Origin of the sequence: Acinetobacter tandoii DSM 14970 = CIP 107469 (assembly GCF_000400735.1) — a bacterium.
Taxonomy (GTDB): Bacteria; Pseudomonadota; Gammaproteobacteria; order Pseudomonadales; family Moraxellaceae; genus Acinetobacter; species Acinetobacter tandoii.
Window position 1 is genome coordinate 321,001 of record NZ_KE007365.1, and the last position, 22,240, is coordinate 343,240.

At 39.0% G+C, this 22,240-nt stretch carries 20 protein-coding genes; 8 read left to right on the top strand and 12 right to left on the bottom strand.

Annotation, left to right across the window (positions count from 1 at the left end; genetic code table 11):
* Positions 1-194: 194 nt before the first annotated feature.
* The gene (locus I593_RS05390) at positions 195-548 is read right to left on the bottom strand and encodes a hypothetical protein (protein ID WP_026441093.1); all 354 of its coding nucleotides are present in this window, start codon (positions 546-548) and stop codon (positions 195-197) included.
* 252 nt (positions 549-800) lie between these two features.
* Here I593_RS05390 and rlmKL point away from each other — a divergent pair, with 252 nt between their 5' ends.
* The gene (gene rlmKL / locus I593_RS05395) at positions 801-3,005 is read left to right on the top strand and encodes a bifunctional 23S rRNA (guanine(2069)-N(7))-methyltransferase RlmK/23S rRNA (guanine(2445)-N(2))-methyltransferase RlmL (RefSeq protein WP_016166561.1); all 2,205 of its coding nucleotides are present in this window, start codon (positions 801-803) and stop codon (positions 3,003-3,005) included.
* A gap of 68 nt (positions 3,006-3,073) precedes the next feature.
* Here the strand turns inward: rlmKL and I593_RS05400 are convergent, their stop codons facing one another.
* Positions 3,074-4,357, bottom strand: coding sequence for a dicarboxylate/amino acid:cation symporter (locus I593_RS05400; RefSeq protein ID WP_016166562.1), 1,284 nt, complete (start codon positions 4,355-4,357; stop codon positions 3,074-3,076).
* A gap of 528 nt (positions 4,358-4,885) precedes the next feature.
* On the opposite strand from I593_RS05400, the gene I593_RS19955 reads away from it, so the two are divergent.
* Both I593_RS19955 and I593_RS05415 read left to right on the top strand, forming a co-directional pair.
* Positions 4,886-5,788 (top strand): TauD/TfdA family dioxygenase, encoded by a 903-nt coding sequence (locus tag I593_RS19955; protein WP_016166563.1) that lies wholly within the window; start codon positions 4,886-4,888, stop codon positions 5,786-5,788.
* Between the two features lie 11 nt (positions 5,789-5,799).
* Complete coding sequence (locus tag I593_RS05415) at positions 5,800-6,705, top strand: AEC family transporter (RefSeq protein WP_016166564.1); 906 nt, start codon at positions 5,800-5,802, stop codon at positions 6,703-6,705.
* A gap of 208 nt (positions 6,706-6,913) precedes the next feature.
* Here I593_RS05415 and I593_RS05420 read toward each other — a convergent pair whose 3' ends face one another.
* The 3 genes from I593_RS05420 to I593_RS05430 all read right to left on the bottom strand — a co-directional run bounded on the left by I593_RS05420 (position 6,914) and on the right by I593_RS05430 (position 11,710).
* Positions 6,914-8,203 carry a DUF945 family protein gene (locus tag I593_RS05420; protein WP_016166565.1) on the bottom strand — a complete coding sequence of 430 codons (1,290 nt, stop codon included), beginning with the start codon at positions 8,201-8,203 and terminating at the stop codon, positions 6,914-6,916.
* 211 nt (positions 8,204-8,414) lie between these two features.
* Positions 8,415-10,994 carry an ATP-dependent chaperone ClpB gene (clpB, locus tag I593_RS05425; protein WP_016166566.1) on the bottom strand — a complete coding sequence of 860 codons (2,580 nt, stop codon included), beginning with the start codon at positions 10,992-10,994 and terminating at the stop codon, positions 8,415-8,417.
* A 293-nt stretch (positions 10,995-11,287) separates the two neighbouring features.
* A complete protein-coding gene (locus tag I593_RS05430) occupies positions 11,288-11,710 on the bottom strand; it encodes an OsmC family protein (protein ID WP_016166567.1) in 423 nt (140 codons plus the stop codon).
* A gap of 148 nt (positions 11,711-11,858) precedes the next feature.
* Here I593_RS05430 and crp point away from each other — a divergent pair, with 148 nt between their 5' ends.
* Together crp and I593_RS05440 are read left to right on the top strand one after the other, a co-directional pair.
* The gene (gene crp, locus I593_RS05435) at positions 11,859-12,566 is read left to right on the top strand and encodes a cAMP-activated global transcriptional regulator CRP (RefSeq protein WP_016166568.1); all 708 of its coding nucleotides are present in this window, start codon (positions 11,859-11,861) and stop codon (positions 12,564-12,566) included.
* Positions 12,567-12,724: 158 nt separating this feature from the next.
* The gene (locus I593_RS05440) at positions 12,725-13,774 is read left to right on the top strand and encodes an NADP(H)-dependent aldo-keto reductase (protein ID WP_016166569.1); all 1,050 of its coding nucleotides are present in this window, start codon (positions 12,725-12,727) and stop codon (positions 13,772-13,774) included.
* 130 nt (positions 13,775-13,904) lie between these two features.
* Here the strand turns inward: I593_RS05440 and I593_RS05445 are convergent, their stop codons facing one another.
* The 5 genes from I593_RS05445 to I593_RS05465 all read right to left on the bottom strand — a co-directional run bounded on the left by I593_RS05445 (position 13,905) and on the right by I593_RS05465 (position 18,492).
* Positions 13,905-14,681 carry a M48 family metallopeptidase gene (locus I593_RS05445; protein WP_016166570.1) on the bottom strand — a complete coding sequence of 259 codons (777 nt, stop codon included), beginning with the start codon at positions 14,679-14,681 and terminating at the stop codon, positions 13,905-13,907.
* A gap of 112 nt (positions 14,682-14,793) precedes the next feature.
* On the bottom strand, positions 14,794-15,102 hold the full coding sequence (locus tag I593_RS05450) for a hypothetical protein (RefSeq protein WP_016166571.1): 309 nt from the start codon (positions 15,100-15,102) through the stop codon (positions 14,794-14,796).
* A gap of 169 nt (positions 15,103-15,271) precedes the next feature.
* On the bottom strand, positions 15,272-16,591 hold the full coding sequence (locus I593_RS05455; protein ID WP_016166572.1) for an adenylosuccinate synthase: 1,320 nt from the start codon (positions 16,589-16,591) through the stop codon (positions 15,272-15,274).
* Between the two features lie 69 nt (positions 16,592-16,660).
* The gene (locus I593_RS05460) at positions 16,661-17,827 is read right to left on the bottom strand and encodes an ATP phosphoribosyltransferase regulatory subunit (RefSeq protein ID WP_016166573.1); all 1,167 of its coding nucleotides are present in this window, start codon (positions 17,825-17,827) and stop codon (positions 16,661-16,663) included.
* 212 nt (positions 17,828-18,039) lie between these two features.
* On the bottom strand, positions 18,040-18,492 hold the full coding sequence (locus tag I593_RS05465) for an Lrp/AsnC family transcriptional regulator (RefSeq protein ID WP_016166574.1): 453 nt from the start codon (positions 18,490-18,492) through the stop codon (positions 18,040-18,042).
* Positions 18,493-18,633: 141 nt separating this feature from the next.
* Here I593_RS05465 and I593_RS05470 point away from each other — a divergent pair, with 141 nt between their 5' ends.
* Together I593_RS05470 and I593_RS05475 are read left to right on the top strand one after the other, a co-directional pair.
* Entirely contained in the window at positions 18,634-19,386 is a 753-nt protein-coding gene (locus I593_RS05470; protein ID WP_016166575.1) for an AzlC family ABC transporter permease, read from the top strand.
* Positions 19,383-19,682, top strand: coding sequence for an AzlD family protein (locus I593_RS05475; RefSeq protein ID WP_016166576.1), 300 nt, complete (start codon positions 19,383-19,385; stop codon positions 19,680-19,682). Before I593_RS05470 ends, I593_RS05475 begins: the two co-directional genes overlap by 4 nt.
* Positions 19,683-19,707: 25 nt before the next feature.
* Here the strand turns inward: I593_RS05475 and I593_RS05480 are convergent, their stop codons facing one another.
* Positions 19,708-20,013: a hypothetical protein gene (locus I593_RS05480; protein WP_026441095.1), complete on the bottom strand. Its 306-nt coding sequence runs from the start codon at positions 20,011-20,013 to the stop codon at positions 19,708-19,710.
* Between the two features lie 262 nt (positions 20,014-20,275).
* Here I593_RS05480 and I593_RS05485 point away from each other — a divergent pair, with 262 nt between their 5' ends.
* Entirely contained in the window at positions 20,276-20,794 is a 519-nt protein-coding gene (locus I593_RS05485) for a hypothetical protein (RefSeq protein ID WP_016166578.1), read from the top strand.
* Positions 20,795-20,840: 46 nt separating this feature from the next.
* On the opposite strand, the gene I593_RS05490 is transcribed toward I593_RS05485, so the two are convergent.
* The gene (locus I593_RS05490) at positions 20,841-21,863 is read right to left on the bottom strand and encodes a type I glyceraldehyde-3-phosphate dehydrogenase (RefSeq protein WP_016166579.1); all 1,023 of its coding nucleotides are present in this window, start codon (positions 21,861-21,863) and stop codon (positions 20,841-20,843) included.
* Positions 21,864-22,240 lie beyond the last annotated feature (377 nt).

The following is a 22,240-nucleotide window of genomic DNA, read 5'->3' on the forward strand; positions in this document are numbered from 1 at the left end:
CAGATGAAGTTTTCGGCACTCAACAGAAAATTTGACGATATTTAAAATGGCTTCTTATTTTCCTATGCATTATTTCAATAAGATAATTTAAACAAAATTTACCACTCAACACTGAGTCTACCAATCACCAGAAATTTGAGTTTTAAGGTGATTGGCTTAAACAAGATGATAAGTAAACCAATCTGCAACAAGATTTAGCGTAATGCACCAATATAGTGATGATGTACCTGTGCACGATAAATTTCTTCCTCGGTCACTTCATTCTCACGATACTGTGTCGGCTCAACTACGGTTTCAGCCACTACCTCTGGTTCAATCACTGTATCCAAATCCATGAAACTTCTTAAGCGTTCAGCCTGACGAGCTAACTCTGTATCTCCTGTTGCCAAAGCCAAATCGACCACATGACGGGCATAATCCTTATTTTCAGCGAGGTACATCGCATCAATGACACGCCCCGACACACGACGCAAACGCGTATAAATTAAAGTTGCAGCGGAAAAAGCCTCAGGATGAGCAACGAATCCATGATTAGACATCTTTTTCAATCCCCCAGTTTTATTGAATTTAATACGAATAATGACTTCACAGCAGATTGCGCAAATAAAGTGAAATTTTAAATGCACATCGCCATTTAATGTACTTAACTTAGCAAAATACATACCAATTTTGAGAACCAAGTCGTTAAAAGTGCATTTTTTTATGATCTGCTTATGCAAACACGCAATTTAAAAAGCTTTCAAAGCCAAAATCAGTTAAACTTTGCCAAGTATTTTTTTAAATCTTGGTCTATCTAATTTATGAATAGCTCTTCCCGTTTAAGCAACTATTGGGTCACATGTGCAGATGGGCTAGAAACCTTACTCCAAGAAGAATTACAAGGTCTAGGCATCGAACAAATTGAACGCTTTCCAGGGCGTTTAGTTTTTAAAGGCACGCTAGAACAAGCCTATCGTATTTGCATGTGGTCACGTTTGGCTTCACGTGTTCTGCTCCCTATTCATACCCATGAACTTGAACGCAGCCATGATGCGCGTGATGTTGCTGAAGAACTGTATGAAGGTGCGATCAGCTTTGACTGGTCACTTATTTTTGCACCACAAAGTACTTTTGCTATCCGTTTGCACGTTGAACGCGAAATTATGGTGAACAGCCAATTCGCGACTTTACGTGTTAAAGATGGTGTAGTGGACTCATTCATGGAAGCTGTTGGTCGTCGACCAAGCATTGATACCAAGCAACCTGAAATTACTCTATACGTCCTTGCAGGTAAAACTGAACATACTTATTGCTTAGACTTATCGGGCGATTCTTTACATAAACGTGGTTATCGTCGTTATATGACGGATGCCCCAATCAAAGAAAACTTGGCGGCTGCAATTTTGCAAAAAGCCAAACTTCAACAATTACGACCAGACATTATCTTGGACCCAATGTGTGGTTCGGGTACTTTCATTATTGAATCTTTAATGTTGTTGACTGACCGTGCCCCTGGTTTAGTGCGTCGTTTTGGTTTTAATGGTTGGAATGGTCATAACCATGAGTTATGGATGTCAATTAAAGCGGAAGCTGCTGAACGTCATCAACAAGGTCTAGCTCAACCTTTACCAAAGTTTTATGCTTTTGATGCAGACTGGGAAGCAGTAAAGGCAACTAAACAAAATATTATTGCTGCGGGTTTTGAGAGCCTGCTCGACCAAATTCAGATTGAAGAACGCACCCTTTCTGACTGGCCAGATTTTGAAGTCGGCAATAAAACAGCCTTTATCGTCACAAACCCTCCTTATGGTGAGCGTTTGGGCGATAAAGCATCGAACCGTGCATTGTATTTAGGTCTATCTGCATTATTACAAAAGAACTTCCCGAATCAAACTGCCGCTGTGATCGCAGCAGCCGTTGAACAAGCGGACGTGATGGCATTTAGTGATCCGCAAACCATGCGTTTGATGAATGGTAAATTGCCAATCTATATCCGCTTAGGCAAGATTAAGCCTGCAACCGTGGTGAAGCCATTCCTTGAAACTTGGCAACCCCTGCAATTTGACCCAATTGAAGGTGCAGAAGACTTTACCAATCGCTTACAGAAAAACATGCAGACCTTGAAAAAATGGGCAGTAAAAGAAGGCATTTTCTGTTTACGTTTATATGATGCCGACTTACCTGATTTTAATGTAGCTGTTGACTTGTATGGCGACCGTCTGCATGTGCAAGAATACGCGCCACCAAAAAGCATTGATCCTGAAAAAGCCAAAAAGCGTTTTAACTTGGCTTTAGCTGCGATTCGTGCCGTAACAGGCCTTGGACGTGATGCGATCTTCATCAAGACCCGTGCGCGTCAAGAAGGTAAAAATCAGTACACCAAGCAAAGTACGGCATCTAAACGTTTTATCGTGCAAGAAGGTCAAGCGAAAATTTTAGTCAACATGACGGATTATCTTGATACAGGCCTGTTCCTCGATCACCGTCAAATTCGTTTGCGTATTGCCAAAGAAGCGCGTGGTAAGCACTTCCTAAACTTGTATAGCTATACCTCAACAGCAAGCTTACATGCTGCTTTAGGCGGTGCTGCAAGTACCACTAGTGTGGATTTGTCGAATACATATCTGAACTGGTCAAAAGAAAACTTCGTCTTAAATGGTTTAACCGTCGATCATGCCGATGAACAGCATCAGTTCTTTGCTAGCGACTGTTTTGAATGGCTCAAAGAAGGTCATGAACAATATGACTTGATTTTCATCGATCCACCAACCTTCTCGAATTCGAAGAAATTCTACGGCACCTTTGATGTACAGCGTGATCACGTGTCTCTACTGAAACGTGCTATGAACCGTTTAACCACTGAAGGAACGCTTTACTTCTCGAACAACTACCGTGGTTTCGAGCTAGATGAAGAAATTGAAGCGATGTTTAATGTGCAAGAAATCACCCAAGAAACCATTGGGCCTGACTTCAAGCGCAATCAAAAAATCCATCGCGCTTGGAAAATTCAGCATCACCCAGTCTAATCTTTCAGTTAAAAAAGACCGCTAAAGCGGTCTTTTTTTAGAAGTAATTTTTTAGTGAGCAGCCAATACTAAAGCTTTTCACTTTGTGGTGCATCTACAACAATCGGGCTTGGAAGTTCTTCCTCATCCAACTTTGTTGTCTTAGCAATAACAGCCGTTGCTACACTATTACCGATAATATTGGTTGCTGTGCGACCCATATCAAGGAAGTGATCAACTGCAAGGATAAGTAATAACCCTGCTTCTGGAAGTTTAAACATAGACAATGTAGCAGCAATAACAACCAGTGAAGCACGAGAAACACCCGCAATACCCTTACTGGTAATCATTAGAGTCAAAAGCATTAACAATTGTTGAGAAAGACTAAGGTCGATATTATATGCATGTGCGATAAATAATACGGCAAATGTCATATAGATCATCGAACCATCAAGGTTGAAAGAATAACCTAATGGTAAAACAAAGCTAGTGATTCGCTTAGGAACTCCAAACTTCTCTAAAGATTCCATCAATTTTGGATATGCAGACTCACTACTCGCTGTAGCAAAACCCAAAACAACAGGTTCACGGATTGTTTTTAACAATCTGAACACATCCTTTTTCAAAAAGATAAATCCAGCCGTGATGATAACTGTCCAGAGAATAAATAAGCTGGCATAAAACTCAGCCATGAACGAGCCATAATCAAGAATAATCTTTGGACCTTTCACAGTAATTGCTCCTGCAACAGCAGCAAAAACAGCAATTGGGGCAAACGTCATTACGTAATCAGTAATCTTAAACATTACCAAGCTTAATTCATCAATCATCTTACCGATGATAGAGCCATCTTTTTGCAGATGATTAACGTAAGCCAACGCTGAACCGAAAAATATAGAGAAGATAAGAATCTGAAGAATCTCATTATTCGCCATCGCTTCAGCAAAGCTTTTTGGAAATATATGAGTAATGAAGGTTTGCAAACTGAGGTTTGTTGCGCTAACCCCTACATCGACTGGAGCAGTCGGAATAGGTAAATTCATTCCAACGCCTGTTTGGAAAAAATTAGCGAGTCCTAAACCCAATAAAAGAGAGATGAATGATGCACCAATAAACCAACTCATTGCCTTTAAGGTGATTTTACCTAAAGCTGAGGATTTACCCATTGAGATAATGCCTGAAACAATCGTTGCAAACACCAATGGAGCGATGATCATTTTAATTAATCTTAAAAATACATCGGTTAAAATTTTGAAATATGACGCAATATTTTCGGCTTGAACAGGTGTTAAATAATAGTGGAAGATGCAACCAATAACGATGCCTAAAACCATGGCAATAAGAATAAACTTCAGCAGTTTTTTCTGATTCATATCAAATGTCCTTTTACAACCTTAAAAACGACAAAGCAAGGTATTGAAAAATATAGCTTTAATCTAATTTCATCAAAATCAAATCCTATTTGATTCAGAAACAATGGATGGAATTTAAACAAATTAAAAGAAAATTAATAATGAAAAAAAGTAGAAACCTATGCAAAAAATGCATAACTAATCCTAGTATTTTAAATAATTTGCCAATGACTTAATTGATTAATAAATCTTAAATATAGACCTTGATTTGTATTAATTATTTCAGTTACAAATAATATTTTACTGATTGGTAAATAATCCGATTTTATTCTTATTATTTCATTGAGAATATTTAAAACTCTATGTAATTGAAAATACGCATGAATACATTATTTAATTACGAACAGGAAGGATAATTAAGAACACATTCTCATTATATTTTCACATTCAAGGGAGAATCCAAAGAATAAATATCAACATTTTTCTCGGTTATTTAAATAGTACACATCCAAAGACTTTATAAGAATTGAATTCCGAAATAGGTAAAACATGCAAATTAAGATTGATAAGAATTTGGCTAATGCTTGGAAAAGTGAATTAAAATTATTACCCCCAATTAATGAATGCCTTTCGACAGCGCTCATTGAACATTGTGCGAAATTAGCACAAAAATATCTAAATTTGAGAGATATTCATCTTAATGAATTAAAAGTAGGAGGTGGATTACTTGAGTTTTGCAATTTACCTATTGATGATCAGCTATGCCAACCTCCATCCAGTGCTGCAAGACCCTATTCTAAAGGGTATATCTCAGAACTCGTGCTACTAGGGGTTACAAAAGCGTGTGGTTTAAATCCTTTTGCTTACAAAGAAGAAAAAAAAGGAGCATTAGTACATGAAATCACACCTAAGGACTTAAAAAATAATACCCACATTTCTCCTGTAAGTATTGCAGAGTTTGACTTTCATACCGAGGGAGCTTATTTGTCTCGAAATATTAGACCACATACTCTGTCATTAATGTGTCTTGTAGATGAACAACGAACTGCTACTAATTTGGTAAAGATTTCGGATGTAATTAAAAAATTAAGTCATAAATCTAGAAGTGTGTTAGCTGAGTCAAGATTCGTCCATACAGCACCAGAAACATTTAAAGTACAGAATAAGCGAATAAAGAGTTCAATTTTTGACTTGGTCGATGGGAACTATGAGATTAAAGCAGCATTACACAACCTTAATGCAACAGATGAAGACAGTGAATCAGCATTATATGAACTGAAATCAATAGTTTCTGAGAATCAAATTCAGAAATCATGGAATGCTGGCGATCTCATCATTTTTAATAACCTCCGTTGTTTACATAGACGTAGTGAAGTTAAAGGTAACCGCTGGTTGCAGGGATGTTATGGCACATACACATTCTCATCAGCAACCGTTTTGGACATTCAATAGTTGGTTATTCAATGATTTTTGAAGTTGTAATCAGAGTTTTCTTGTTAATCACAATCTCAATTATTGGCTGGGGTGTGGGTAAGAAATTTGAATTAGATTCCAAAGATATTTCAACCTTGCTTGTTTATATTATTTCCCCATTCGTAATTTTTTATTCAATTATCGAATCACCAGCAAATTGGACCTATCTCAAATTTTCTTTAGGCGCATTTTTATTGGCATCGTTCATGGCTGTAGCGGGGCTACTCTTTGCAAGATGCTTTTGGAAAGACAGCCGAGTAAATCTCTTTGGCTTCGCAGCAGGTACAGGTAACACAGGGTATTTCGCATTGCCATTGATTCTTGCAATTTTTGATAAAACACAAATAGCCATGGCTATTTTTATTATCATTGGTATTAACCTATATGAATTTACTGTGGGTTATTTGATTACTGCTAAAGGCTCACTGAACATTAAAGAAAGTATTTTAAAAGCCATAAAAATGCCTATTCTTTATGCTGCATTTTTAGGAATGATTTTTAAATATCTCGATATTCAATTTGATGAAGTCTTCCTTTCCTTCTTGGCGAATTTTAAAGGTGCATATAGCGTTTTGGGAATGATGACCATTGGGATTACAATTGCAAAATTTTCAAAAATTGAGATAGATTGGCTTTTCTCAGTATTGGCTTTGGCTTGGAAACATCTTATTTATCCAGTTTTTGGCATTTTAATTTTTATGTTTATCTTTCCTGTAAACAAACAAATACTCCAAATTGTAGCCCTAATGGTTGCTACACCTATGGCTGGTAATGTTGTGGTTATTTCTAATACGTTAGGACTTCATCCTGAAAAAGCAGCTACATCCGTGATGTTGAGTACAATGTTGGCATTGATCACTGTACCAATAGCCCTGTTTTTTGTAATGAAGTTCTAAATCTATTCAACCTTTTCATCTAGCATAGTGGGAAGGCTGATCTTCTCATTGAGATATTATCAATAAACCTACAGGTCTTTAATTCAAGAATTTACTTGCTCAAGAAAACTTGTTGATTAATATCTCTAAGTCTAACTCAATTAAACTCTATCTCACCTAATACGCACGAAGGTAAGATAGAGCTTTAGTTTTAAAATATTTTATAAAATCATTCTGTTAAAAATTTCTTCTCGCCATATTTATATTCCATCGACATTTTCATCACATCACCATCACGTTTTAGCTGTCCTGATTGCTGCATACTGCTGAGCATCGTTTCAATATCTTGATCCGACATCGACAGACCTGCCTTACCCGGAATGCTATTCATGATTGAAGCGACCATGTTCTTATCAAATTGCACATCGGCCTTATATTCAACTAGACTCGGCACCATAGCGACCATGCCTTTTAAGGTCTTTTGATGGCTTGGCATAAAACGACCTGTTAGACTGGCTTTAGCTTCACCTGTCCCAATCTTGATTTGATTATCACTAGAATCGAACTTAAAACCTTCATTAATGACTGCAAGCAAAGCAGGTTCCAAATCTTGTAATAATTTCTCTTGGGCTAAACAGCTATTCTCACTCTTTTCAATAATGTCGAACAACGCTTGGAGTTTGGCACGGTTTACATCCTGTACGTTAAAGTTAAACTTCACATTTTGCATGACAGGTGAAAATGTCATTTTCATTTCACCAACTTGAACTGCCATTTTTGTATTTAAAACGCGATCTGTAAGATCACTTTCTGCTTCAACTCGATAATTTTTTAATTCAGCACTTATTGGGTTATTCAAACCTCGATCTGCCATTTTCAGCAAATCCATTTGAACCGTCGTTTTTCCTGCTTCGAGATAATTACCATTCAACCCTTGATTGGTTTCAATTTTCAAACCGGTCATTTGAAAATGAGTTTCTGCATCCATCACAGTCAAATTAGGAATGTCTAATTTCAAGTCCTGCATTTGCAATTGATCATTCACAGGCTTCGCACGATATTCCAAAGTGACTGGATCTAAACGCGTCTGTATTTTGGCTTCATTTCGCACAATCACGGGGGTGGTCAAGGTAGATTTCATTGTCCCTAACCAATTCACATGTGTGTTAAGCTTTAACGGTTGATTCACTAAAGATTTCAAGGCACTATCTGCTTGTACAACTTTAACATCTGATTGAATTTGGTAACCATTCCAACTACGTTTAATCTGATCGCGCCCTGTAAGTTTAATCACTTCTTTTGGCTTACATGGATCAAGAATCAACTCAGCTGTCCAGTCGGCACTGCCTTGCAAAGCCCCCATCTGGAAGTTTTGATAGTTCAAGCTTAGATTTTTACTTGGTTGTTTCGCTTCTTGCTGATAATAAGTTTGCAAGCTTTTATCTGCATATAAATTTCCACCTACCGCTAATGTAGCAACTGCAACGACGCCACCAACACCCCATTTTATTTTCGACATGAATATATCTCATATTGTGTGTTTCTTATGTTTGCGCAGTATAATCAAAAACACCATATAAAGATAATTATTTTACATATAAGGGACTTATAGGTGATTCTTATCACGCTATTATGCATTTAATTGTCAGTTTATGACCCAAAATATCAAATTAATACAAGTCTTGTGATGTAAAAAAAACCAGCCGAAGCTGGTTTTTTTAGACTTAAAGTTAACTTAATTTCAATTTATCAAATAGCAAATGTTGATGATCTGATTTGACCAAGATAGTATCTCCAGCTTGAAACTCTCCAGCCAGAATTTTCTGAGCCAGTGGATTTTCAATTTGTTGCTGAATGGCACGTTTCAATGGACGTGCACCATAAATTGGATCAAAACCTGCATCAATCAATAAGTCGAAGGCAGTATCTTCAACAGATAAACTCAAGTCACGTTCAGCTAAACGGCTACGTAAACGATCCAATTGAATATCCGCAATGCCTCGAATCTGTGCTTTTTTCAACGAATGGAAAATCACGACTTCATCAATACGGTTAATGAACTCTGGACGGAAGTGTTGAGAAACTGCACTCATCACTACTGCACGCACTTCATCATCCGTAGCCCCCTCACCCAATTCACGTACATCTTGTGAACCAAGGTTAGAAGTCATCACAATCACTGTATTCTTAAAGTCAACCACACGACCTTGCGAATCCGTAAGACGACCATCATCCAACACCTGTAGCAAGATATTGAATACATCAGGATGTGCTTTCTCAACTTCATCAAACAACACTACACTATACGGTTTACGGCGTACAGCTTCAGTCAATACACCACCTTCTTCGTAGCCAACATAACCTGGAGGTGCACCAACTAAACGACTGACCGAGTGTTTTTCCATGAACTCACTCATATCGATACGAATCATCGCATCATCACTGTCAAACAAGAAGTTTGCCAATGCCTTTGTAAGTTCAGTTTTACCCACACCTGTTGGTCCAAGGAACAAAAACGAACCACTTGGACGATTTGGATCAGACAAACCTGCTCTCGAACGACGAACCGCATTCGATACTGCTACAACAGCTTCATTTTGTCCAACTACGCGGTTATGTAAGAACTCTTCCATTTGTAACAGCTTTTCACGTTCACCTTGTAACATTTTAGCGACTGGAATACCTGTTGCAGCACTTACCACTTCAGCAATTTCATTGTCTGTAACTTTGTTACGTAGTAGTTTTGGTGCTTCGTTTTCTTCAGCAACCTCAATACGCTCTAATTGCTTCTGTAGCTCAGGAATCACGCCGTATTGCAGACGACCTGCTTCAGCCAAGTCACCCTCACGCTGTGCCTTTTCTAAAGCAATACGCGCCTGATCCAACTTGATTTGAATATCTTTGTTGCCTTCAACTAAAGCTTTGTCGGCACGCCAGATTTCTTCAAGGTCGTTATATTCTTTCTCTACCGTTGCAATTTGTTCTTCAAGATGCTTAATCTCGCCTTTCGCACCTGCATCTTCATCTTTCTTCACGGCTTCAAGCTGCATTTTTAACTGAATGAGACGACGGTCAAGTTTATCCAGCGCTTCAGGCTTAGAGTCCAGCTCCATTTTGATACGTGATGCAGCTTCATCAATCAAATCAATGGCTTTATCTGGCAATTGACGGTCTGTGATATAACGATGCGACATTTTTGCAGCAGCAATAATGGCAGAGTCCAAAATCTGCACACCGTGATGCGTTGCATATTTCTCTTTTAAACCACGTAAAATTGCAATGGTATCTTCCACACTTGGTTCATCTACCAAAACTTTTTGGAAACGACGTTCTAGTGCAGCATCTTTTTCAATGTATTGGCGATATTCATCTAGTGTAGTCGCACCAACACAACGTAATTCACCACGTGCCAAAGCAGGTTTCAACATATTCCCTGCATCCATTGCCCCATCACCTTTCCCTGCACCTACAAGGGTGTGCAGTTCATCAATAAATAGGATAATGTCACCTTCATGTTTGGCTAAATCTTTAAGAACAGCTTTTAAGCGCTCCTCAAATTCGCCACGATATTTCGCACCCGCAAGTAAAGAACCTAAGTCTAAAGAGAGAACACGTTTACCTTTCAAACTTTCAGGTACTTCACCATTCACTATACGCTGTGCCAAACCTTCAACAATGGCCGTTTTACCCACCCCTGGTTCACCAATCAGTACGGGGTTGTTTTTGGTACGACGAGACAACACCTGAATCGTACGACGAATTTCATCATCACGCCCAATAACAGGATCAAGTTTGCCTGCTAAGGCTCGTTCAGTCAGGTCTATCGTGTATTTATTCAATGAGTCACGTTGATCTTCATGATTATTACTCATGACCTTTTCATCCCCTCGAATTTTATTAACCACTTTACGTAGGCTATCACTAGTTACACCTACGCTATTGAATAAAGACTTGGTTGCGCCAACTTCCGCTAAACCTATTAACACCCAATCAGTAGATAGAAACTCATCTCCAGCTTTTTGGGCGTAACTATCTGCCAAATTCAGCGCTTTAACTGATTCTGGGCTAAGGTTAATTTCACCAGTTGGGTTAGCGAGCGTAGGTGCATCTTTCAATGCTTGTTGCAACTTGGTTTGCAATTCACGTAGATTTGCCCCCGCCTGTTGCAAAATACTGGCATTCGAAGCTTCTTCTAATAAAGTCGATAGCACATGAATGCCGTCAATGGAGGTATGATCTTTCCCCATTGCCAAGGATTGAGCATCAGAAAGGGCTTGCTGTAGGCGGTTTGTAAATTTTTCAAAACGCATTCTTGTTATTCCTCACAACAAATTTTTAACTTGTAAGATATATGGGAACTTATTTTTAGATTTCAAATAAATTTTTATATATTTTTCAATATCTTAAATTGAAAAATATTATAGAGGTTAGTTATAATATTGGTCTGATTATTTTTATTTTCAAGAGTATTGATGTAATTTTTCTCTATCTAAAAAATTGACCCAATTAAAACCAAATTCTAAAAGTGTTTTGTTGCATATTCGAATGCAAGCAGTATATTTAAAGTCAAAAAAAAGCTGATGAATCACCAGCTTTCTCAGGCTTATACAGCTTCTATAATTTCAAAATCATGGGTAATTTCTACACCACCATCAGACAACATTTTACTTGCTGAACAGTACTTTTCTGCAGAGAGTTCGACAGCCTTCGCAACCTGTTTTTCCTTCACCGCAGTACCTGTCACCACGAAGTGTAAATGGATTTTGGTAAACACCGCAGGAATACTATCGGCACGTTTTGCCTTAAGTTGACATACAACATTTGTCACATCTTGACGAGATTTTTTCAAAATGGTCACAATATCGAAGGAAGCACACCCACCAAGTCCCATTAATATAAGCTCCATGGGACGTGGTCCACGGTTTTCACCACCATACTCTGGGGATCCATCCATCACCACACTATGGCCACTTTCTGATTTCGCTTCAAAAGCAACATTCTCTAGCCAATGTACACTTGTTTGCATTGCAACTACCTAAAAAAAGCTATAAATTTACCGTGTACCTGTACACTAACATAATTTGAGTTGATAAGGAATTTCACCTCTTCAGTGTGACAAGTTCATTTTAGGTCTTGTGCGATCTATTATTTATCCATTTTCGGAAACCAAAAGCATGACTTCAAACTTTTCACAGCTGAGCACTGATGCGCTATCGCCAGGTCAATTACCTGAATCAGTCAAAGCATTATTAAAACGAGCATATATTAACCGTTACCCTAAACGTACCACCATTGTTGATGCAGGGACGGAATCAAAATCACTTTATTTGATTTTAAAAGGGTCAGTATCTATTATTTTACGTGAAGATGATGAGCGTGAAATTGTAGTTGCATATTTAAACCCTGGGGACTTCTTTGGGGAAATGGGGCTCTTCGAATCAAATCCACAACGTACTGCAGAAGTGCGTACACGTGATGTTTGTGAAATTGCTGAAATTACCTATGAAAACTTCCATGAGTTAAGTAAACAATACCCTGACTTGAGCTATGCAGTATTTGCTCAATTGGTTCGACGCTTAAAAAACACCACACGTAAAGTAACAGACCTCGCCTTCATTGATGTTTCTGGTCGTATTGCGCGCTGCTTGATTGATCTTTCAGGACAGCCTGAAGCCATGATTTTACCAAATGGTCGCCAAATTCGTATTACACGTCAAGAAATTGGTCGTATTGTAGGTTGTTCGCGCGAAATGGTTGGTCGTGTCCTCAAAACCCTCGAAGATCAAGGCATGATTCAAACTGACGGTAAAGCAATTCTTATTTTTGATGCGTCTTTAGAACAGCCCAACACTGATGATGACTATGAAGATGATGAAGAGTAATTCTTCTGATTATCTTAGAAAAGCAAATCGAATGATTTGCTTTTTTTATGCTAACTAATTCAATTTTTTCACAAAACAACCTACAAGTATTCATTAACAAACTTACCTGTTTACGATAGTCTGAAAAAATTGTTCAGCTCTTATTCAGGATAGTCTTTATGCAATTCAAACCATTAGGCGATAGTAGCATTCTTGTTCCAGAAATTTGTTTGGGTACCATGACTTTTGGTGAACAAAACACACAGCAAGAAGCTTTTCTACAACTGAATTATGCTTTAGAGCATGGGCTCAACTTCTGGGATACCGCAGAAATGTATCCTGTCCCACCAAAACCTGAAACGCAAGGTCGTACGGAAACCATTATTGGGAATTGGCTTGCGCAACATGGTGGTCGTGATCAATTATTTATTGCCTCTAAAATTGCTGGCCCCTCACAAGGGGGAAGCCATATTCGTGACGGACAAACTCGTTTTACTGCGAATGAAATTGCTTCTGCCCTAGACGACTCACTCAAACGCTTACAAACAGACTATATTGATCTTTATCAACTACATTGGCCGCAGCGTAACACTAATTTCTTTGGCAAACTGGGCTATGGTAATGCAGAAGCCTTAGACGAAAAACCAATTACAGCACTTGCCGACACATTGCTCGCACTAGCGAATGAAGTTAAAAAAGGGCGTATTCGCCACATTGGACTCTCTAATGAAACTCCATGGGGAACTATGAAGTTTATCCATTTAGCAGAGCAACTAGGCCTCGAAAAAATCGTGAGTGTGCAAAACCCATATAATTTACTGAATCGTAGTTATGAAGTTGGAATGGCTGAAATAGCAAAATATGAAGGTGTAGGACTACTGGCATATTCCCCACTTGCCTTTGGTTACCTAACGGGTAAATTCCGTCATGGTGCCCGCCCAGCGAATGCACGAATTACCTTATTTTCACGTTTTAGCCGTTATAGCAATCCAGAAAGCGAATGGGCAACGGAACAATATGCACTTCTCGCAGAGCAACACGGTCTAAGTTTGACACAAATGGCACTCGCTTTTGTTAAACAACAGTTTTTTGTGACCAGTACCATTATTGGTGCGACCAACCTAGATCAACTTAAAGAAAATATCGCTGCCTTTGAACTTGATCTGCCTTCCGAAGTAATTCAAGGCATTGAAGCAATTCACCGTCAGCAACCCAATCCTGCACCATAGAGATTTCACTGTCATTCACTCAGTTGAAGCACTGCTTCACCTACCGTAGACTCATCTTCTGTTTAAAATACAGATACTCTCAAATCAAAAAAGGATGCCACAGCATCCTTTTTCCACTCCAACCAAACAATTAGCGCTTGTTATATACCGCTTGCGCTGCTGGTAAATTTTTACGCATTGCATCAATACGTTGACTGTTCGATGGGTGAGTTGACAAGAACGATGAGCCACCTGCACCATCCAGCTTGTTCATTTTTTCCCAAAGCGTAATTGCAGCTTGAGGGTTATAGCCTGCTTTTGCCATGAGCATCAATCCGCCTTGGTCAGCACGGCTTTCTAGGCTACGTGAGTAAGGCAAGCCCACGCCAACTTGTGTCCCCAACTGTGCAGCCGCAGCACCCAATTGGCCTACACTATCACCTGCATAACTCAAGCCAATACCTAGTGCTAGATCTGTTAATGCTTGAGCACCAATTTTGTTTTTTGCATGTTCTTCTAAAGCATGAATCATCTCGTGACCCATCACTGCAGCAATTTCAGCATCAGTCAGGTTGAGTTTGTTTACAATACCAGTGTAGAACACAACCTTACCACCTGGTGCTACATAAGCGTTGACTTGATCAGATTTTAATACTGCTAATTGCCAATCAAATTTAGTCCCTGTTTGGTTCATTTGATCAGCATAAGGTTTCAAGCGCGTAAATACTGAATAAATTCGTTTATACGTCGAAGAGGAGGTATCTAGCGTATTGTTCCCACGAGCTTCCTGAACAGTTTTGTTAAAACCTTGGGTTGCTGCAACATTTAAAGATGCTGTATCTGCACCCGCCATATCAGCAACTGTTGTACAACCAGAAAGTGTGACAGCTCCTACCACACACAAACTCAACATCAGTTTGTTCTTCATTATTTTAATCTCCACCACTCTTGGATCACTTTAATATATGCGCATTATAAGCAATCAATGTGGAGCTTTGAATGAATAACAACTTCATAAACATAGTATTTATGTAATTGACTTAATACATAAACTGGTAACTTAACCAATAAATTAAACACACCACATTCAATACGAGATAAACCTGCCCTACAGGTTTGATTTTTTCTGCTAATTTCTCATCATTACGTTTAAACCATAAATAGGCATTTTGAATCAGAACAATAGGCACCAAAACACAAGCAATAATCACAGACAATCCAATTAAAGCATTATAAATTACATTAGGATCAGTGGTTTGCCCTTCAATAATCATCATGGCAATCGTGGGCGCACCGCCCATAGCAAAAATTAAAGAATATAAAATGGTATTTGAAATATTTTTGTGCATCCTGCCTAAATCCAGATTTACTGTTAAGTTATTGTATCAAGGCTATTTTGAAAAAGTGTACAAGCAAATGCAACTTTAGTCTGGATTTCAAAACCGTAAAATTTTTCAATTTAAATACACAAGAAAAAGCCCCGCATCTGCGAGGCTTTTTAGAATGAACTAGTATCGATTAAGCATCAAATGGATGACGCAATACGATAGTTTCTGCACGATCTGGACCCGTTGAAATAATATCAATTGGGCATTCAATTAACTGCTCAATACGCTTGATGTAGTTAATTGCATTTTGTGGAAGCTGTTCAACGCTGGTTGCACCAACTGTTGATTCTGTCCAACCTGGCATTGTTTCGTAGATTGGTTTTAAGTTTTCATACGCAAGCGCATCAGAAGAACCTACACAACCTGAATCTGTATTTTCATAACCCACACAGATCTTCACTTCTTCTAAACCGTCTAATACATCAAGTTTAGTTAAGCAAATACCTGAAAGTGAGTTTACGTCTACAGAACGACGAAGAATTTCTGCATCGAACCAACCACAACGACGTTGACGACCTGTAGAAGCACCAAACTCATGCCCTACAGTACCTAAGTGACGACCAATTGCATCGCCTGTATCTGTCGCTGCATCGTAATGCAATTCAGTTGGGAATGGACCTGCACCTACACGTGTTGTATACGCTTTAGTGATACCTAAAACATAGTCTAAATGTAATGGACCCAAACCTGAACCAGAGCTTACGCCACCCGCGGTCGTGTTTGAAGAAGTCACAAATGGATATGTACCATGATCAACGTCAAGTAATGAACCTTGAGCGCCTTCAAACATAATGTTGTCACCGTTTTTACGGTAGTTGTGTAATTCTGTAGTTACATCAACCACTAACGGAGCAACAACTTCACACCATTGATCACAAAGTGCAATCACATCTTCCAACTTAACCGCTTCAACACCATAGTATTGAGTTAACTGGAAGTTATGGTAATCCAACACTTCAGCCAATTGTGCTTTTAATGCTTCACCGCCACGTACCAAGTCTGCGACACGTACTGCACGGCGCGCAACTTTATCTTCATACGCTGGACCAATACCGCGACCCGTTGTACCGATTTTTGCATTGCCACGCTTTTTCTCACGTGCTTGGTCAAGTGCAATGTGGTTCGGAAGAATCAATGGACAGTTTGGAGAAATACGTAAACGCTCTTTAACTGGTACGCCTTGCTCTTCAAGAATGGTCATCTCTTTGATTAACGCTTCTGGTGAAAGCACAACACCATTACCAATTAAGCACAATACGTTTTCACGTAAAATACCTGATGGAATGAGGTGTAATACAGTTTTCTTACCACCAACCACGAGAGTATGACCTGCGTTATGTCCGCCTTGATAACGAACTACCGCAGCCGCTTGATCTGTGAGCAGGTCGACGATTTTACCTTTACCTTCGTCGCCCCATTGGGTACCAAGTACCACAACATTTTTGCCCATAATAGCCTCATTACATCATGCTGTTAAAATTAAAACTCCAAGTAGTGACATGAACACTACTCGCAGTGGTTAAATTGGTTTAACTTGCCACTCACCAGCAACATCAACTAGTTGATGTGTTGCATTTGGAATAGAGTTTAAATCATCATTACCCAATAACTGAATTACACTTAAGCCTTGTGCTCTAACCGACGCAATCGCTTGTTGTAAATCAGCATTCATACCTTTAGGCGCAACAACCACAGAGATTGCATTAAACTGCCCTGCACTGAGTGCATATAAGTCACAACTAAAACCTGTTGCAGGACGCGCGCGACCAAAATGTTCACCAATGCCGTCATAACGACCACCTTGTGCCAAAGAAGCAGCTCGGTTTGGTGCATACACGGCATACATCAAACCTGTGTGGTAGTGGTATGAACGTAATTCAACAACATCAACGCCAATCAGTAGATTTGGCCAACGTGCCTGAATTGCAGACTGTGTGGTTTTTAACTCATCCAAAGCATGTTTGAATGCTGTATCTGCTAAAATTTCTGCACTAAGATGAGTCTGTAATGCTTCTAGATCACTTGCATAACGACCCAATGCATAAAAGTCAGCACCGAAGCTCAAATCTTGCGTAAATTCTGCCAGCTCAGGCAATGCTTTACGTTGATAAAGATCTGATAGTTCACGTTCAGTATTTTTGTTTAAACCCGCACGCTTAACCAAGCTACGGAATAAACCCACATGCCCTAAATCCAGATGGATACCATCGACCAGACCTGCTTTTTCAATTAGACCCAGCATTACATCGACCATTTCAACATCAGCATCAATACTGTCAGAACCAAACAATTCTGCACCCAGTTGTAATGGCGCACGTGTGGTATTAAAGCCTTGCGGCTTGGTATGTAGAACAGTACCTGCATAACAATAACGAGCCACACCTTCCACAGGATGAACATGTGCATCTATACGCGCCACTTGTGGCGTCATATCCGCACGCACCCCAAGCAAACGTCCAGATAATTGGTCGATTACTTTAAAAGTTGCAAGGTCTAAATCGTGATTTGATTCGGATAAAGAAGAAAGGGATTCTATGTATTCAATAAACGGCGTGTACACCAACTGATAACCTCGAGATGCGAGGAAATCCAAGGCGTCACGGCGCAAGTTTTCAATTACTTGCGCTTGCTCTGGTAATACATCAGCTACACCATCAGGTAATAACCATGTCTCTGAAATGGGCATGTTGTAAACCTAAATTCTTGTCAGCGCGGAAGTAATCCGCATAAAAAAATCGGGAGCACACCCGATTTCTCCTAGTTTAGCACGATAGTTCACACCATGCACTGAGATTTTTTACATTTAATACCATTCCCTGCACAAATTTCGCATCATTCAATCACACACTAAGTCAACGATTGTTATCAACAAATTGATTTCTTTCTATGCACTTGTAGTTATAGAGGCAGTTCAGTTGTCTGTTTAATACTCTGAAGTGGAATTTCAGTTTTTACGTTCTGAATACCTGTAATTTTATTTAAATGCTGAATTTGGAATTTTCGATAAGCATCTAAATCAGACACCACAATTCTTAAAAAGAAGTCACAATCCCCTGCCATTAATTGGCATTCCACGATTTCAGGAATTTCACGGACTGAATCAATAAAGTGATTGACCGTTTTTGCATCTTGCCCTTTTAACCAAATTCGTGCAAATACAGTTAAGCCTAAATTTACCTTCTGTGGATTCACCAAAGCCACATACTTTTCAATAATCCCAGCATCTTCTAGCTGCTTCACGCGACGCAAGCATGGTGAAGCCGATAAACCAACTCGCTGCGCCAATTCATTATTCGCCAATTTTCCATCTTGCTGTAGCGTCTGCAAGATGCGCCGGTCAATTTTATCCATATCCACCCTTTTAGCATTAAATACTTTATATTTTAAATTTAAAGCAATTTTATGCTCAACCTACCCCAAATACCGCTTATTTTAGCGTCAAATATCATCATAAAGTTTTTAAAATAACCTTCTACTTTGTGAGGTTCCCCCATGTCCACTTTTAAAAGCAGCTCATCGCATTCGTTGATTTTAAACAGTCAAAACCAAGATGAGTTTTTGCGTGGCATTAAAACAACATTGCCCATGTTGCTTGGTTTTGTTCCTTTGGCGTTGGTACTGGGTACTCAAGCGGCACAAAAAGGGTTTTCCATTGTAGAAGTATCCCTGCTTACAGGATTAAATTTTGCAGGTGGGTCAGAATTTGCCATCTTAGAAATGTGGACCAACCCTCCGCAATTCCTACTACTGATGTTCATCACCTTTTTAATCAATAGTCGACATCTCCTTATGGGAGCAAGCCTCGTCCCCTATTTAAGACATTTACCTGACCATCAAGTCTACCCTGCACTCTTTTTCCTTTGCGATGAAAGTTGGGCCTTAGGATTATCCAACGCACAAAAAAGGATTCATCAAGTTGGACTAAGGCATGCATTTAATATGCCCTACTACGCAGGAGTTTGCTTAGCGTTATATGTCATGTGGGTATCAGTCACCACCCTAGGGGCTGTTCTTGGTCCAGTTTTGGGCGATATTCACCCTTATGGTTTTGATATGGCATTCCCAGCCATTATTTTAGTTTTATTGCGCGGAATGTGGACTGGTTTTGCTGCAGCACGACCTTGGTTAGTCAGTTTGGTCGTTGCCGCGATTGCCTATTTATATTTACCCGCAGGTTGGCATGTCCCTTTAGGTGCAATCAGTGGCATCGCATCTGCATTTTTCTTAATAGGAGAAAACGAATGATCCATGCCAGCACTTTGATTGCGATTCTATTCATCGCCCTTACCACGTATTTGACCCGTTTATTGGGCTATGTTTTATTAAAAAATAAAACCTTGTCGGCCAAACATAAAAGGATTTTAGAAGTTGTACCAGGCTGTGTCCTGATTTCAGTCATTGCACCTTATTTTGTCAAAGATAACCCAGCAGACTTAATTGCAATCGTAATTACTTTGTTGGCAGCATCTCGGCTACCGCTACTTTCGACTGTGGTCATTAGTATGTTAAGTGCAGCATTACTACGCCAAATTTTGATTTAAAAAAATTGGCGTAGTTGACTCAGCATTAGCGATTTGTTTGCTCGACTGATTTGCTCAATAAGCTAACTAATTCAGCATTTTGCAATTCCAATTGATGCGTTCTTTTTACAGTTTTATCAATTACTTCTTGTTGTACATGCATTTTTTTAGCAAGGTCTTGCATAATTTCAAGCGTTTTCTTTAAATTTTCTTCAAGATGTACCACTTTCTGCTCAAGATGTTGCTGATACTCTATATCTCCTGTACTTTCACCTTGCTGTTTAAACTGAAACCACACCAGAAAAATAACTGCAACTGCCAATAGCAGGATAAATCCCCAGATTAACATCATCATATGTTTCTCATTGTCATTATGTCTTTCTTTTATAATATGTCAGATGACTCTAATTTTTTATAAAAAGTAAAAGATAAACTCGATATTTTTCAAATATTCACTCCTCATGTATGTCATTTATATCAAGAAAGACAACCAAATCTACATCAATGATATTTTGATACATGTTTTCTGTTCCAGAAATGCACATCAATCGATATATTCAATTCGCTAACAATTATTCAACTTTAGAAAAAAACTGTTTATTGAGATCATCACTATGGAATTACATAGCAATCTTTACTATCACCATCCTGATAGCGTCATCATGGATCAACTCGACCATCTGTTCCAACAACATCAAGACAACCCAGTGACTTTTGTGCAATTGGCTAGCGGAATCAACGCTGAGTATGGTGCCGAACTTGCACAAGAACTTATCGATCAAGTGGATCAAATCGAGTATGACCTTGCACCAGAAACTGTCTATCGACTTGCGGGATTTAGTATTCTGCACTTTGTCCACGGTTCGGCTGGCGATGACATTATGGAAGCCATCCTGTTTTTCTTAAAAGCCTTAGTCCCTGCATTACATGTACAAGCATGGGGTTGTGGTGATGATGACCCGTGGGAGTTCTGGTTTAAATTTGAAGGTGATGAGCTCGTTCGTGAGGACGATGAACCGTTTAATGATCCAGATGAAGATCTCAACATCAAAGCCGAAATCTACACTTGGTGGCATCAAGATATGCCTAAAGAAATTCAAGAAGGCTTTTTGAACGAGACTGAAGAAGAATAATAGCTAAAGCACCTTATTTGCAGAACGAAATAAGGTGCTTGATAACTTATACAAAAGATTCACATAAATCTAGTAAGCGGTTGGCATAACCCCATTCATTATCATACCAAGCAAATACTTTCGCCTGATGCCCCACCACCATAGTCTGACTTAAGTCTACAATCAGTGAATAAGGTGAATGGTTAAAATCACTAGACACTAATGCTTCATCGGTCACTTGCATAATTTCAGCATAATCACTTTCTGCTGCACCAATCAACACTTCGTTCAGTCTGTGTACGGTAACTGGCGATTGCGACACAAAGCTCAAATCAATCGCAGCCACATTAATAGTTGGAACACGAATAGAATAACCATCAATGCGGTTTTCCATTTTCGGCATCACTTGCTTTAATGCCCCTAAAGCCGAAGATGTCGTTGGAATAATATTTTGCCCCGATGCACGGGCGCGACGCAAATCTCGATGAGCATGATCCAAAACCGATTGATCAGCGGTTACAGCATGAATCTCGGTCATTAATGCCGTTTGAATCCCAAAAGCATCATCAATAATTTTAACTAAAGGTACTAATGCCTGCGTGGTACAAGACACACTGGAAATAATTTGATCTGAAGCTTTCACTTCATGATGGTTCACACCATAAACAATCGCTACATCGACCGTATCAAAAGGCGCAGCGCCAATAATCACACGCTTTGCCCCTGCCTGAATATGTCGAGTAGCCGCTTCACGTGAACGGAATAAACCCGTACATTCCAGCACCACATCAATATTTAACTGTTGCCAAGGCAAATGGGCAGGTTCAGCCTCACACAAAACTTGAACTTTTAGACTGGCAAGTCCTGCGTGAATATGCAAATAAATTTGCCCATTTTCATGCTCAAGTTCAACTTTACCCTTGAAGCGACCATGTGTCGTATCGTACTTAAACAAGTGAATTAAGGTTTCAACATCAGCAATATCATTAATTGCTACAATCTCAAAATGGAAATCTTTAGGATTTTCGAACCAAGCCCGTAAAACGTTACGACCAATTCGACCAAATCCATTAATCGCCACTTTTTGCATGACTTTTCCTTTGTATGAAACCTTAATTTAAGCTGCCTTATGTTAATAGATTTTGTACTTTAGCCAAGATGTTTTCTTGCAAATCCAGCATAAAATTAAAAAAATGACCGTCTTGACGAAAAATACCACCCAATTCAACCTAAACAGCCCCTTCTACTGTGTTCACTCAATTTAGAAAATCTTAAAAAGTTTATTTACATAAAATAAATACAGACTAAAGGATGACTTACAATTCCATAGTTTTGTCATTAATTCATAGTAAAGTGATTGTGCATGGGGCTTTTTCCGTTATAATTTGGCGTTTTAAAAAATTAAGCCTGTATTTTATAGAATGTGCTAAAACCACCTATAAACAATACATTTAGCCAAATTCAAGA